This is a genomic window from Vampirovibrio sp. (assembly GCF_041737375.1).
In the GTDB taxonomy this organism is placed as follows: domain Bacteria; phylum Cyanobacteriota; class Vampirovibrionia; order Vampirovibrionales; family Vampirovibrionaceae; genus Vampirovibrio.
Genome location: NZ_JBGSRV010000012.1, coordinates 25916 through 40342 on the forward strand (window position 1 = coordinate 25916; position 14427 = coordinate 40342).

The window sequence follows — 14427 nt, forward strand, 5'->3', positions numbered from 1 at the left end:
AGCCCCGAAATGCTAGAATAGGACTTAGGGAAAGTGAAATCCGGCTTTTGATTTCTATCGCTTCTTTTTAAATGGCCGGTCGTGAGTGAAAGTAATGAATCATAAGGGTGTGGACCTGATGCAAGGTTTTCAGCCGGAATGGAGTAGACGCGGGTGTGGCCAAGGGGCCGCCCTGATGGCTTTGCTCGTTTTGGGGCTGTTGGGCAGTGCCTCATGGATTCTCCCCCCGGCTTTTGCGGCGTCCTTGTTTGCGGGGGTCACCAGCGTAGAAGCCAGCCCGGCTTCCGCCAGCAACGAGCAGGGCTTACACTTTAGGGCCGATTTACCGTTTCAGTATCAAACCCAGGTACTGGACGCAGACCATATTGTTTTACGGCTTTATAACGCCCGTTTGGCGGATCAGTTAATCACCCCGGAAGGTGGAATCAATCTTTTGAGCGGCGGGGCCATTCAAGCGGCCAAGCTTCGCAACCCGGCTTCAAACAGCCAGTCATCCAGTGATTCATCAAAGGGGTATCAGGAAATTGTACTGTCGGGTCCCGGTTTGGGCCAAAAAAAGTTGAAAATAACCGGGGCTGAGGCCTTGCCGGTACCCGTTGCACATTCTGTGGCTCACTTAAACACGCCACACGCTGGCCCAGTGCGGCAGCAGGCAGCGGCAACACTTAAACTCTCTCTTAAACCATTGCCCCAAGCGCCTCAGGTTACAGCCAACGCAAAGGCTCAAGAACCAAAACCGGCTCAAAAAAAGAGTGATTCGGCATTATTTCACAAGCTAACAGAGCAGCCGGTAGCCATGCTGGCTGTGTCTGATGCCGATAGTGTGGCTCAACCCGCTGGCGGAAAAAATACCGGCGGGCCAACCATAGCTTCGGTTACCGATGTGGCAGGCCGTCGCAATGCTTCGGGCATGCCCTTGGTGGTGGAAAACCGAACCGCATCGCCCAGTCTCCCCGCCACTCGCCCTGCTCAGCGCTTGAATGCGGCTCAGCCGGAGCCGGTTCAGTATCCGGTTTTGCCCACCGAGCCTGAGGAGGAGGCCCCAGAACCGTTTTATCAGGTATTAACCCCGCTTCCCCGTTATCAAGGGGGGGCTGCCCCCATTCAGGCCATGACCACCGATCAGAACGGCAATACCATTTTGGTGCGGCCTAAAAATCAGGCCATTCCCGAGTTTTCGGTTGCCAGCGGCAGTGGGGGCTACAATACGCTATTTCAGGCAGAGTCCGAAACGGAAGCGCAAACCGTCAGCCGCCTGATGGCGCAGGCGCTGAACGCATACCAGAATCAGCAGTTTAAACAGGCATTGGGCCCCATTCAGCAGGCCATTGGCATTGATGCGGACAATGCGGATTTGTACGCCGCGTTGGCCGAAATCCAGTTAAAGCTTAATCAGGCCAAAGCGGCCAGCGAGACTTACGGCAAGGCATTCAAAAAGGGGGCGGATCAGTATGGTCAGCGCTATGCCCAACTTCTGGTTTTGAGTGGCCAGCGAGAGCAAGCGATTACGGTGCTGAAACAACTGTACCAACAAGCTGCCCGACAACCGGACATTGCCTACATGCTAGGCACCCTTTACGAGGAGATGGGCCAGACCGCAGAGGCGCTGCCTTATTTAAAGCAGGCTGCCCAATTGCATCCCGCTTCCGCCGATATTCAATATAACCTGGGCCTGGCTTATGAGTTGTCTGGGGATTCACTGTTGGCGGAAAGGCATTATCAAAAAGCCCTGAGCCTGAACCCCAAGGCGGCGGATGCTCGCACCGCCCTGAGCCGGGTCAAGACTGATGCCACCCGCTTGTAATGGCTTTATCTGTGAAGGCAACCCCATGATTCAGTTTGAAGATGTTCGTAAATCCTACGGTGATTTGACCGTGCTGAACGGGGTGAACCTGATCATCCCAAAGGGCGAAAAAGTGGCCTTAATGGGCTTTTCTGGCTGCGGAAAAACCACCTTGCTGCGCTGCATCAACGGGCTGGAACACATTGGCAGCGGCAAGCTGGTGGTGAACGGGGAGGATGTTCAAAGCCCCGCACTAAACTGGAACCGCTTTCGCTCCCGTATTGGGATGGTGTTTCAGCAATTTAACCTGTTTCCCCATTTAACGGTTTTGGAAAACGTGATGCTGGGGCCGGTTAAAGTAAAGCAAGAGAGCCGGGAACAGGCGGCGGAGCGGGCTTACCAGTTGTTAAAGCAGGTGGATATTTCCGCCAAAGCAGCCATGTACCCCGATCAACTTTCCGGGGGGCAAAAGCAACGGGTGGCCATTGCCCGCAGTTTGGCCATGCAGCCCGATATTTTATTGCTGGATGAACCCACCAGCGCCCTGGACCCCCCCATGAGCCGGGAAGTGCTTGCCGTGATTGAGCAAGTGGCCGCCCAAGGCATGACCTTGGTGATGGTGACCCATGAGCTGCGCTTTGTTTCCCACATGGCCGATCGGCTGGTGTTTGTGGATGGCGGCCAAGTGGTGGAGCAAGGGTCGCCTCGGGCCATTATGAATCATCCCGTTCAGCCCGCCACTCAGCGCTATTTAGAGCTGTTTGAAGGGTAATCGCCCTCGCAACAGGTGGTCAGTAAGCCCCTTTGTGGCGTAAGAACGCATAAAAAAAGCACCCATTGCTTGAATGAGTGCTTTTTAGGCGTAAAAAACGCTGAATTAAACTGGATGCAGCTTAATTAAACAGTGGCAGGGGTTTTGGGGTTTTCGTAGACCCAACCTTCGGTGCTACGGTTCCAGCTGTTTACCAGTTCATCGTTGCTGAAGAAGATTTTCAGTTCTCGCTCGGCGCTGGCCACGCTATCGGAACCGTGAATGATGTTACGGCCCAGATCAATGGAGAAATCGCCACGGATGGTGCCGGGAGCGGAATCCTTGGGGTTGGTGGCGCCCATCATTTTACGGGCGGTTTCAACCACGTTATCGCCTTCCCAAGCCATGGCGACAATGGGGCTGGAGGTAATGAAGTCTACCAGGCCTTTGAAGAAGGGGCGCTCTTTATGCTCGCCATAGTGCTCTTCGGCCATGGCACGGGTGACTTGTTGCAGTTTCAGGCCCACCAGTTTGAAGCCTTTTTTCTCAAAACGGGTGATGATTTCGCCAATTAAGCCACGTTGCACGGCATCGGGTTTCAGGGCAATAAAAGTACGTTCCATAGAGAGATCTCCTTAATCGTTAATTAATACGTTGACTCACCATACCGCAAACAGAGAGGGCTTCCAAACAGTTGGGCAGGTTAAACGCCCACCGGGGCGGGTAGCTGAATCAGGGCTTCGGCGATTTTGTCGCCCAGTGTGGCGGTGCCTACTTCGGTGGCGCCGGGGCCCATAATGTCGAAGGTGCGATAACCCGCTTCCAATACCCGCTCAATGGCCTGATCAATCTGGGCGGCTTCTTGGGCGTAGCCAAAGCTGTACTCCAGCATCATAGCCAGCGAAAGAATAGTGGCGATAGGGTTGACCTTGTTTTGTCCGGCAAACTGGGGAGCCGATCCGTGAGAAGGCTCATACAGGGCGTTGCGTTGACCGTTGGCCTTCTTTTGGCCCAGGCTGGCGCTGGGCAACATGCCTAACGATCCGGTTAACATGCTGGCCTCATCGGATAAAATATCGCCAAACATGTTCTCGGTCAAAATCACGTCAAACTGCTTGGGGTTTAAAATCAGTTGCATGGCGGCATTGTCTACATACATGTGAGACAGCTCAACGCCCGGATAGTCTTTGGCCACCGTATTCACCACATCCCGCCACAGTTGAGAACTGGCCAGCACGTTGGCCTTATCCACCGAAACCAGATTTTTGCGGCGGCTCAGGGCCATTTCAAAGCCAATGCGGGCAATGCGCTCAATTTCGGGTTGGGTGTAAATCAGGGTGTCATAGGCTTTTTCTTCAGCCCCCTGGCCTTCACGGGCCCGAGGTTGCCCAAAGTAGATGCCTCCGGTCAGTTCCCGAATGACCATGACATCAATACCATTCACTACCTCGGCCTTTAGGGTGGAAACATGCTCCAGACACTTGTAGCCTTTGACCGGGCGCAAGTTGGCGTACAGCCCCAGCGCCTTGCGAATTTGCAGCAACCCTTGCTCTGGCCGGATTTTGGGATCCAGATTGTCGTATTTAAAATCGCCCACCGAGCCCATTAAAACGGCGTCCGATTCCTGAGCCAGCTTTAGGGTGCTGGCGGGCAGGGGAACCCCTTCCGCATCGATGCCAGCACCGCCCATGGGGGCGTAAGTCAGCTCAAAGCGGGTGTTGAACTTTTGCTCAAAGGCCTTCAGTACCTTGATGGCTTGCTCTATAATCTCCGGGCCGATGCCGTCACCCGGTAAAACGGCGATTTTGTGCGTGGCGCTCATGGTCAATTCCCTTTCGCTTGCTTCCTGAATGGCTTTATCAAACCATAAATTTCATTGCGGCAAAACTGTCCTGAATATGCGGATGCTGGTTGAAGCCGGGGCGAAAGCACAGTAAAGTGGAGTAAACTTATCTATTCATTTTTGGGAAGGAGCGTGGTGGCATGACCGTAGTTGACGGATGTTCATTAAGAATTAAGCACCGAGGGCTGATTGGGATTGCCCCCAAATTGCCCATTAAAGATACGGCTACGCTCAGTTGGGTGTACACGCCGGGGGTGGCCAAGCCTTGTCTTGAAATCGAGAAAAACCACCTCACCTCTTTCGATTACACCATGCGGGGCAACACGGTGGCCATTATTACCGATGGCTCTAGTGTTTACGGGCTGGGGAACGTTGGCCCCTATGCGGCTTTGCCCATGTTGGAGGCCAAAAGCGTTTTCCATAAAAACTTTGCCGGTATCGATGGGATTCCCATCGCCATTGATACTCAGGATGTGGATCAGTTTGTGGAAATCGTCCGCTATTTGTCGCCCACCTTTGGGGGCTTTCACCTGGAAGATATTTCCTCTCCCCGTTGCTTTGCCATTGCCGAGCGCTTGAAACGGGCGGTATCCCTGCCTATTTTGCACACCGATCAGCATGCTTCGGCCACCGGCGTATTGGCGGCCTTGTTGAACGCCCTTAAAATTGTGGATAAAAAACTGCAAGCCATTTCGGTGGTGATTAACGGGGCCGGGGCCGCTGGCATTGCCACCGCCAAAATGCTAAAGCAGGTGGGGGTGGGTGATGTCAAGGTACTGGACCGCCATGGGGCCATCTACTACCGGCGCACCGAGGGCTTGAACTACATTAAATCGGAAGTGGCCCGCCTTACCAACCGGGAAGACAAAAAAGGCGATTTACCGTTCATGGTGCGGGGCGCGGATGTGTTCATCGGCTTTTCCAGCGCCGGGGTGCTAACCCCGGAAATGATCGGCACCATGGCCAAAGATCCCATTATTTTTGCCTTGGCCTTGCCGGAGCCAGAAATTTCCTATCAGGCGGCCAAGGACGCCGGTGCCAAAGTGGTGGCCACCAGCTTGAGCAACGCGCCCAACCAGTTTAACTCGTCTCTGGTATTCCCCGGCGTATTCCGGGGGGCGCTGGATGTGCGGGCCACCGATATTAACCATCCCATGCTGTGCGCTGCGGCTCATGCCATGGCGGATTTGGTTACCGAGGAAGAGCTGAACCAAACCATTATTCTGCCCGAGCCGCTGGATTATCGGGTGGCTGCCAAAATTGCCCGCGCGGTGGCTGAGGCGGCCATTGAAACCGGTGTGGCCCAGGTTCAGGTATCGCCCCAAAGCATTGAAGAAAAGGTGATGAACTTTGTTTATGAGGGTTCCAATGCCTGGGTAGAAGACATTAATCCTGAAGATCTGGTGGGTAAAACCAACGATGAAATCTCGCTCATCAACCATAAGCGTTACCATGGGGTGATTGAAACGGTTTCCTACGTTCCCATTCGGGATAACTTCATCTACAATAGCATTTACACCCAGCCAGAAGCCTCTCGCCCTTGTGAAGTGATTCGGGACAACCCGGATATGGCTTATGAGATGACCTTGAAGAACAATCTGGTGGCCATTGTAACCGATGGCAGCGCGGTGCTGGGTCTGGGCAACATTGGCCCCGGCGCGGGCCTGCCGGTTATGGAAGGCAAGGCCGTGTTGTTTAAAACTTTTGGCGGTGTAGAGGCTTTCCCCATTTGCTTGCGCACCCAAAGCGTGGATGAAATTGTGGAAACCGTCAAAAAAATCGCGCCCGTGTTTGGCGGGGTGAATTTGGAAGATATTGCCGCCCCTCGCTGCTTTGAGGTAGAAAAGCGGCTGACCGAGGAGCTGGATATTCCGGTCTTCCACGATGATCAGCATGGCACCGCCGTGGTGGTTTTGGCCGCCCTGCTAAACGCCGTTAAAATTGCCGATAAACAGATGTCGGATTTGCGAATTGTGGTGAACGGCGCTGGCGCTGCGGCCTTGAGCGTTTCCAAACTGCTGCTGAAAGCCGGAGCCAAGGATATTATTATTTGCGACACCACCGGCGTGATTTTTAAGGGCCGGGAAAAAGGCATGAACCAGTTCAAACGGGACATTGCCGAAATTACCAATCTGGCCGATGAGCGTGGCCTGCTGCATGAAGTGCTGAAGGGGGCGGATATGTTCCTGGGACTGTCTGTGCCGGGCACCCTGAGTCAGGATATGGTGCGCACCATGAACCCCAACCCCATTATTTTCGCGCTGGCCAACCCGGTGCCGGAAATTATGCCGGATGAGGCCTATGCCGCGGGGGCCAAGGTAATGGCCACCGGACGCAGTGATTTCCCCAATCAGGTGAATAACTCGCTGGCCTTCCCCGGTATTTTTAGGGGGGCGCTGGATGTGCGGGCCAGAGAGATTAACGATGATATGAAAATTGCCGCCGCCTTTGCCATTGCGGAGATGATTAGCGAGGAACAACTGGCCGCTGGCACCATTATTCCCGGTGCGCTGGATTTTCGAATTCCGCCTGCCGTGGCCGCCGCTGTGGCCAAGGCCGCTATTGAAACTGGCGTGGCCCGTAAGCACATGGACCCAGCGGAAGTGTCCCGCCAGCTGAATCACTTTATCGCCGAAGGGATGCTGGCCCCGGCCATTTAATTGCCCTCTGGCTATTCAAAAAGGAGCTGTTTAGCAGCTCCTTTTTGGGTTGAAACGGGTTGGGTTTGAAACCTTGAAAAACCTAGGGGTGGTTATGGCTTGCCGCTGGGGCTAAAGGCGCTGCGCTGAAAGCCGCTGGCGGTTTGGCGGGAATGGCATGACGATCTTCGGTTTTGGCGAAAATAAGCGTCAGCAACAGGGCCGGAAGGCCCAGCAGAACCAGCCAAACCCATACAGACAGGTTGGCACCCGGTTTGATCAGGGGATCAATTTCATAATGAAAAATGGATTTGTGAGTATCTTCAGCCATTAGAAAATCCTTTTGCCGTTAGACAGGACGCAATGGCCCTATTGTAATACAAGATTTGACGGCGAGTGGCAACGAATCCCAAACAGGTTAAATAATTCGTTCTTTGAGCGCTTTTAGGGCGGCGGCGGTTCTGTCTTCCACTTCCAGTTTTTGAAAAATGTTTTTCAGGTGCGTTTTCACTGTATTCATAGTAATGTACAGCCGCTCTGAAATTTCAGCGTTATTCAGGCCCTGGGTTACCAGCTTTAGCACGTCCACTTCCCGCTCTGTAAGCAGGCAAACGCCAGAATTTTTAAAAAGCGGGTTGTAATAAGGATTTCGCTCGGCGGGCTGTAATTGGCTCATGACAATGCGGACAATTTTGGGATCAATCCAGCAGGCCCCCATGGCCGTGGATTTGATGACATGCACCAGCATTTCCGGCGGGGTTTCTTTCAGGCAGTAAGAGTTTGCCCCGGAGCTAAAGGCGTCCAGCACATCAGCTTCCTCTTCATGAGAGGTCAGCATGACCACCTTGATTTCCGGGTGCTTGGTTTTAATGGCCTGGGTGGCTCGAACTCCATCCATAATGGGCATGCCAATATCCATTAAAATCACATGCGGCCTCAAGGCGCTGGCCATTTCGATGGCTTGGGTGCCGTCTTCGGCCTCCCCCACCAATTCAATTTCAAGTTGAACCACTTTTAAGGTAGTTTTCACGCTAATACGGGTCAAGCGGGAGTCATCGACCAGTAGCACCCTGATTTTAGGAGCGTTGGCGTTTGTCACCAGCAACCCTCCTGTCCTGACCCTGAGGTTGCTGGGTGGATAGCGTGAAACTAACGGCAGCGCCTTCCCCCTCGGTGCTTTCTACCCATAAGGGGTTATGGTGGGCGCAGAGCACCTGAAAACAGTTAAATAAACCCAGTCCAATACTCATTGGGTTTCGGCCTTTGCTGGCCGCAAATTGTTGAAACAAATGGGGTAAATCATTGATAGAGAAGCCAATTCCTGAATCCTGAATAACGACGAGCAGACGATTTTTTAATTTAACAGGGTGTTTAAGGGTGGTATGCTGAAACGCGCTTACTTTATAAACGGTGTCACTCCCATAATGTACCTTGTCTATAATTTTGCATACTATCTTACCGTGAATGGGGGTATTGATGATAGCGTTGCTAATTAAATTATGTAAAATCCGCTTTATTTCCAGGCTATCGGCATAAACCGGCGGGGTTTCCGCTTGCTCGGTTTCCTGTTTTAATTCCAGCTGAATTGATTTTTCCTGAGCCAGAGAGCGCAATTCAGCCACGGTGTCCGCCATCAGCCGCACCAGATCCACAGGCTCAAACAGCAGGGCCACATCTCCGGCCTCATAGCGATACACTTCCAGCAGGCCATTGACCAGAGACAGGCAAGAGCCGTTGGAGGATTTCAGAATGCCCAGCACCTCTTTTTGTTCAGTATTCAGGGTGCCGTAGGCTTCCGCTATAAAGTAGGCCAAGGTTTGCTTTTCTGCTAGTAAAGGTACCTTTAAATCGTGGGTCAGGGTGGCCACAAACTCGTCTTTCAGTTTATGTTCTTGTCGCAACCGCACAATCATGCGATTAAAGGCTTTGGCCAGTTGCCGGATTTCCTGCACCCCGGAAATCAGTACCTGATCGCCCTCTTTCATCACGTTTTCCCGGCTCAGGGTGTTTACTTGAGTAATTAATTTTAAAAGTGGCTGGGTAATGGTTCGTGCCGCTATCATGGCCAGTAACACGGAAAAAATAAGGCTGGCCATCGCAATTAAGTAAACGCCAATGTAATAATTATCAAGAAACATTCCTGAGGGCTTTAAGGGTAAAATATGCACCACTCTGGCAATAGGATGATGATCAAGGGAATATAAAGGCTGTTGGCTGATTTGATAGCTCTCTGAACCCGGTTTGGCGGTAAAGTCAGGATGTTGCTCGGGAGGTAGGGTTGCCAGCAGGGCCAGTAGCGCGGTGGCGTCTTCCAGGTTTTTTCCGGCATGATTTTGGGCCAGCAGGCTTAAGGCAGGCCCTTTTTGCCCCGAGTTATCCTCTTCCAGAATCCACATGACGGTTTGCAGGCCGCTTTGGTTTTGATAAATCCGGTTGAGAAAACCAGCATCCAGCGGAAGCCCGTAAATGCTTTCCCCGCCTTTATTTGTGCCTGTCGCTTCTTTTTTTTGCATCAGGTACAACTGGTGATTGATCGGGGCTAAAAAACTTTGATTACCCAGCCTCTGGCCGTAGGTAGCTTTTGCGTCTGGGTGCGTGTCTTTGAAAAGTTGAGACGCTTTCAAACATATTAAATGCTGGGTTTCTGGACAGCCTTGGTCTGCCGATTCCCGAATGGGCCGGGTTAACAGCTCAAGGGTGTCTTTCCGTTCTGCCAAGGCGCCTTCAAACAGGTTTTGGCTTAACTGGAGTTGCTGATGGGAGGCCTCGCCCAGATGGGTGGCCAGCACTGAGGCGGTGAACGCAATGAGCGTACACAGCGGAATGGCCAGCAAAAACAGGAATAAAATCAGGAAGCGGGTGGTAATGGTATCCAGGGCCAGTGGGGACAGCTGGGCCATGGTTTTTGTCCATCTCTGGGACAGTTTTTGGTAAATTCTGTAAAATGGTATAGTTTGGTCAGCGCCCACAAGGCCACTCCCATTCTTGGAATCAGTCGGGGTTAAACCGGCCATTTCCCTTACCACTTTGAATTGAATCAGAAAGGGATTTGTGCCGAGCCGGGACGCTGCTGATATCCGTATTTAACTGGCCGATAATGAATCCGTCACTCTTCCTTTATTGTAGTTGATTTTTCAGGATTCACGTCGGCTCTCTTATAAGGTCCCTTATGCAAGTCTCTGATTTTAATATCCAGCGTGATTCCCAGTATTACAAGGTTTTGGGTCGGGATAACCGGCGACAACAAGCCCGGCGTTTCGCGCATCGGCTGGGATGCTGGTACGAAGCCTTGTGGGTAGCCCCTCGGTTGACATCTTTAGCATCACAAGACGGAGGACGTCCCCCCCGTCTTTCTACCTGCATTATGACCATGAATTCCGCCGAACGTATTCGGCCTTTGCTGCAGTACATCCGCCGTTTTTCTGATGAAATTGTGGTGGGGGTGGATAGCAAAACCACCGATAATACGCTGGAAGCCTGTCAGGGCTTGGCGGATGAGTTGTTTGTAATTCCCAGTGACGCGTTGACCTGCAACGCCGGTTTGGAAGCGCTGGTGGCCCGTTGTCATGGGGATTGGATTTTGAGACTGGATGATGACGAGTTTCCTGAGCCCCGCTTTGAAAAAATGATAGGGGGGCTGATGCGCCAGCGGCATTATACGCACTACAAAATTCCCCGGTTGCACCTGTGTCAGGTGGAACCGGAACCCTTACGCTGGATTGATGATGGGTATCTATACCCCGATTATCAGATGCGGTTGTTTCGCAACGACCCGTCCTTGCTCAAGTTTCCCGGTGCGGTGGGGCATTTGGGCATTGAGTGCCAAGGCCCCAAGGGCCGCTTGAACACGGTTAATCTGGTACACCTGAATTTGGCCATTAACCCCCGCTTTAAGCGAGAGGCCAAGCTGAGTACCTATATTGAGCGGCTGAACGGGGGATGGGTGCATCCGGTAAACGAGCATGCCTTGCTGTTCGAGGATTTTAATTACCGCATTAAGCCCTATCATCATCCCGATGCGGACTTTAGGGCCTTATTAAAAGAAACCACGTTACATCAGCGGCAAATTTATGAGCAAGCCCATAGCGGCTTGGCTTTCTCTCCACATTGAACCAGGCAGTTTTTTGACCTGAGTTTCAATCCAATAGCGCTTTTTTAATTTTTTAAGAGGATGGCGAGGTGATTTCCGCGAAAAACTCGTCCTGGGTTCGCGTTAGCTTTAAAAGCGACCATATACGGCCAAAATGTCTCAGGGCTAAGCGGTATTGCGGACTTTCCTTGCCTTGTTGAATGGCAATGTCGCTCAAAGCGCTCTCGGCCTGACTCAAATCTCTTTGCAGGGTGCGCTGTTCTAATTTAGGCATTGTAAAGCCTCCAAACAAGGGTGATGGTTTTTAGGGGAATGTTTTTTCAGACGTGCGGTTTTTCGGCAAACGCACAAAAAAGGTCTATATTAAAAAAAACAAAGTGATGCCGAAAATTGCCTACACTGCTGATTTCATAATCGGGAACACACGCTGGAAAACCGCTTTAAAGGGCGGCTTGTGCCAATTCCGGGGCATGATGCGTTTGATTGGTTTGCATGGCCCCGCCCCGGTAAGTGTGCGTCCAGAACACCTCAAAGCTGGATGCCGGGAATGCTTCGTTAATCGCTTTACGAAGGGTGTGTCCCCCTTCTGTAAAGCCAATCATGGCGGAACCGCTGCCGGTTAACAGCGGACGGCGAATGCCCGCTTCTTTCATCTTGCGAGCCATTTGGCCAAGCAGCGGATATTCGGGGAACAGCACTTTTTCAAAATCGTTTAACAGGTACGATTCCAAATCCACTTCATCTCGCAAGCGGCGCTTTTGCCGAACTTCTTTTAAGGCCATCAAAATATGCTCTGGCGATCGGGTTTCGTAGCGGGCGCCGGAGGCAAAGCGGTGATAGGCCATGCCGGTATTGATGTTTAAATTCCTGGGCTTAATCACCACCAGCGGCATTTCTTCCACCAGGTTGGGAGGCAAGGGGTCCACCACCTCTCCTTTCCCGCTCACCAGGGCTAGCCCGCCGCTGATGAAAAAGGGAATGTCTGAGCCTAGTTTGGCGGCCATGGCCCGCAGTTGTTCCTCGCTTAAATGGGCATGGGCCAAATGGTTTAAAATCACCAGCATGGCGGCGGCATCCGAGCTACCCCCGCCTAATCCCGCCTGCATGGGGATTTCTTTTTGCAGATGCACTTTTAAGCCCAGCGGCGGCAATTGGGTTTCATCCCAAAACAATCGGTAGGCTTTTACAATTAAATTGTCCTTGGCCCGGTATTCCAGCTCGGGAATGTTGCAGGTGAGCTGAATGGTGCGCTGTTTGCCTTCTTGGGGCAAGGGGCTTACATCCAGCCGATCCCACAGGCGAATGGCCTGCATGACGGAGCAAAGCTCGTGGTAACCATCAGAAAGCCGGGGACGAATATTCAGGAACAAGTTAATCTTGGCGGGCGTTTGAACCGAAAGCATTGGTTAACTCTCCAAAAGTCACAATAGAGATGGCTTCAGCTCTGAGGCCAGAGTGAACGCCTGTCTCCGAGAAGATTTTATCGATAACAGCGCCGCTTGCAAAGGAACTACTTAGCAAGGCGTTGCGAATGGTTTTCCGTTTGGCGGAAAACGCCGCTTTAATCAGTTTGGAAAACAGCTTCAAATCGTGAACTTTCACCAGGGGTTCTTTGCGGGGTACTAGTGTTAATACCGCCGATTCCACCTTGGGGGGCGGATAAAAATCCGTGGCGGGCACTACAAAGTCAAAACGGGGTTCAAACCAATACTGCAAGGCGATAGAAAGCGGGTTAAACGCCCGTTGTCCGGGTGAGGCGCAAATGCGCTCGGCCACTTCTTTTTGCACCATAACGGTTAATTGGCTGATGCGCTGCCTTAAGGGGTGTTCCGCCTCATACAGTTCCCCGGCCAGTAAAAACATGATTTTAGAGGTGATTTGATAGGGTAAATTGCCCACAATTTTAAATTTGGGGGCGGCCACCGTTTCAAAATCAAAGCGCAAAATATCCTGTTCCACCAGATTCAGGTTGGGGAAAGTTTCTGGCTTAAAGCGCCCCTCCAGATGCCAGCACATACGCCGATCCAGTTCCACGGCGGTTAGCTGGCAGCCGGTGGCCAGCAGTTTTTCGGTTAAAAAACCGCCGCCGGGGCCAATTTCAATCAGGGTATCCTCGGGTTGCAGATCCATTAATCCGCAAATATCGTCCAGCACTTTTTCCCGAATCAGGAAGTGCTGGCTGAAACGTTTTTTCAGCCGCAAATGGCGGGCTTGTTCCAGCAAGGGGTTATTGGTAGGGCGGGGTTGTTTGGGGTATGAAGGCATTTAGGTCAGGGGCTCAGGTTGGGACTCGATGGCCAGGTAAGCGGCTCCTACAATGCCAGCATGATTGCCAAGCGCTGCGGGAACCAGTTTGAATGCGTGACTCATGGAGCGCTCACGGGTACGCTCCAGTAACAGGTTGAAATCCACAAATTGGGCCAAGCCGCCGCCCACCACAATCATATCGGGGTCCATGACGTTAATGAGGCTGCTCAGGCCCACCGCAATATGGTTGTGCCATTCATCCATAATTTGAACGCCAATGTGGTTGTCGTTTTTCCAGGCGGCAATGACGGCGTAAGTGGTTACCACGCCGTTTTCACAGTATTTGGATTTGAATTCCTGCTGAGCGGTTTCCGGGGCGGCTTCCACAATCAGTTCGGCGGTGGTTTGCAGGCCGGTGCCAGAAGCGTAGGCTTCCCAGCAGTCCCAGCGCCCACAGGTACATTTGCGTTCCCGTTTATGCCCAATGGCAATGTGTCCGCCTTCTCCGGCGTAAAAGTGGGAACCCCGATACATTTGCCCGTTAAACACAATGCCCATGCCCACCCCGGTTCCCAAGGTAATGGCAAACATGTTTTGGGCGCCTTTAGCGGCCCCGGTGCGCCATTCGCCATAAGCGGCGGCGTTGGCGTCATTTTCCATATGCACGGGCAAGCCGATTTTGGCTTCCAGTAGTTCTTTTAAATTGCATAAATTTTTCAGGGCAGGCATGTTGCCGGTGGAGCCTAAAATACGGCCATGAATGGAATCCACCACCCCGGCGGTGGAAATACCCACTCCAGAAACCTGATGCTCGGCATGCAGCCGTTGAATCATATCCACCAGCGTGTTTAAAAACGTTTCAGAATCCTCGGGGGTGGGGCTGTTCATCATGGACAACAGCTCGTCTTCTCCCGTTTGCGGATTGGTTTTAACCACAGCGGCGTTGATTTTGGTGCCGCCAATGTCAATCCCGATAGGCGCTTGACCGATGGCCACCTGTGAGGGGCGATGGTAAGGCTGGGGATTGGCTTGGGAAACAACGGTATCTTTCATGGCGCTGCGCTCTCTGGTTGA

At 52.4% G+C, this 14427-nt stretch carries 13 protein-coding genes and 1 pseudogene; 5 read left to right on the plus strand and 9 right to left on the minus strand.

Going from position 1 to position 14427, the window contains the following annotated elements:
* The first annotated feature begins 175 nt into the window (after positions 1 to 175).
* A complete protein-coding gene (locus ACEW81_RS08730; protein WP_373532597.1) occupies positions 176 to 1804 on the plus strand; it encodes a tetratricopeptide repeat protein in 1629 nt (542 codons plus the stop codon).
* Between the two features lie 25 nt (positions 1805 to 1829).
* Positions 1830 to 2555, plus strand: coding sequence for an amino acid ABC transporter ATP-binding protein (locus ACEW81_RS08735; protein ID WP_373532598.1), 726 nt, complete (start codon positions 1830 to 1832; stop codon positions 2553 to 2555).
* Between the two features lie 125 nt (positions 2556 to 2680).
* Here the strand turns inward: ACEW81_RS08735 and ndk are convergent, their stop codons facing one another.
* Entirely contained in the window at positions 2681 to 3157 is a 477-nt protein-coding gene (gene ndk / locus ACEW81_RS08740; RefSeq protein ID WP_373532599.1) for a nucleoside-diphosphate kinase, read from the minus strand.
* Positions 3158 to 3237: 80 nt separating this feature from the next.
* Positions 3238 to 4356: a 3-isopropylmalate dehydrogenase gene (gene leuB / locus ACEW81_RS08745; RefSeq protein ID WP_373532600.1), complete on the minus strand. Its 1119-nt coding sequence runs from the start codon at positions 4354 to 4356 to the stop codon at positions 3238 to 3240.
* A gap of 161 nt (positions 4357 to 4517) precedes the next feature.
* On the opposite strand from leuB, the pseudogene ACEW81_RS08750 reads away from it, so the two are divergent.
* Positions 4518 to 5654 (plus strand): annotated as a pseudogene (locus tag ACEW81_RS08750) (NAD(P)-dependent malic enzyme); the annotation flags it as partial.
* 126 nt (positions 5655 to 5780) lie between these two features.
* Complete coding sequence (locus ACEW81_RS08755; RefSeq protein ID WP_373532857.1) at positions 5781 to 7037, plus strand: NAD(P)-dependent malic enzyme; 1257 nt, start codon at positions 5781 to 5783, stop codon at positions 7035 to 7037.
* Between the two features lie 82 nt (positions 7038 to 7119).
* Here ACEW81_RS08755 and ACEW81_RS08760 read toward each other — a convergent pair whose 3' ends face one another.
* From ACEW81_RS08760 to ACEW81_RS08770, 3 genes are all read right to left on the minus strand, one after another.
* Positions 7120 to 7347 (minus strand): hypothetical protein, encoded by a 228-nt coding sequence (locus ACEW81_RS08760; RefSeq protein ID WP_373532601.1) that lies wholly within the window; start codon positions 7345 to 7347, stop codon positions 7120 to 7122.
* An 87-nt stretch (positions 7348 to 7434) separates the two neighbouring features.
* Positions 7435 to 8115: a response regulator gene (locus ACEW81_RS08765; protein ID WP_373532602.1), complete on the minus strand. Its 681-nt coding sequence runs from the start codon at positions 8113 to 8115 to the stop codon at positions 7435 to 7437.
* The gene (locus ACEW81_RS08770; protein ID WP_373532603.1) at positions 8093 to 9916 is read right to left on the minus strand and encodes a HAMP domain-containing sensor histidine kinase; all 1824 of its coding nucleotides are present in this window, start codon (positions 9914 to 9916) and stop codon (positions 8093 to 8095) included. The genes ACEW81_RS08765 and ACEW81_RS08770 overlap by 23 nt, the downstream gene beginning before the upstream one ends.
* Positions 9917 to 10185: 269 nt before the next feature.
* Here ACEW81_RS08770 and ACEW81_RS08775 point away from each other — a divergent pair, with 269 nt between their 5' ends.
* Entirely contained in the window at positions 10186 to 11127 is a 942-nt protein-coding gene (locus tag ACEW81_RS08775; RefSeq protein WP_373532604.1) for a glycosyltransferase, read from the plus strand.
* 52 nt (positions 11128 to 11179) lie between these two features.
* Here ACEW81_RS08775 and ACEW81_RS08780 read toward each other — a convergent pair whose 3' ends face one another.
* From ACEW81_RS08780 to ACEW81_RS08795, 4 genes are all read right to left on the minus strand, one after another.
* A complete protein-coding gene (locus tag ACEW81_RS08780; protein WP_373532605.1) occupies positions 11180 to 11380 on the minus strand; it encodes a hypothetical protein in 201 nt (66 codons plus the stop codon).
* A 166-nt stretch (positions 11381 to 11546) separates the two neighbouring features.
* Positions 11547 to 12509: a 4-(cytidine 5'-diphospho)-2-C-methyl-D-erythritol kinase gene (gene ispE / locus ACEW81_RS08785; protein ID WP_373532606.1), complete on the minus strand. Its 963-nt coding sequence runs from the start codon at positions 12507 to 12509 to the stop codon at positions 11547 to 11549.
* A complete protein-coding gene (gene rsmA / locus ACEW81_RS08790; protein ID WP_373532607.1) occupies positions 12478 to 13371 on the minus strand; it encodes a 16S rRNA (adenine(1518)-N(6)/adenine(1519)-N(6))-dimethyltransferase RsmA in 894 nt (297 codons plus the stop codon). Before rsmA ends, ispE begins: the two co-directional genes overlap by 32 nt.
* A complete protein-coding gene (locus ACEW81_RS08795) occupies positions 13372 to 14406 on the minus strand; it encodes an ROK family protein (protein WP_373532608.1) in 1035 nt (344 codons plus the stop codon).
* Positions 14407 to 14427 lie beyond the last annotated feature (21 nt).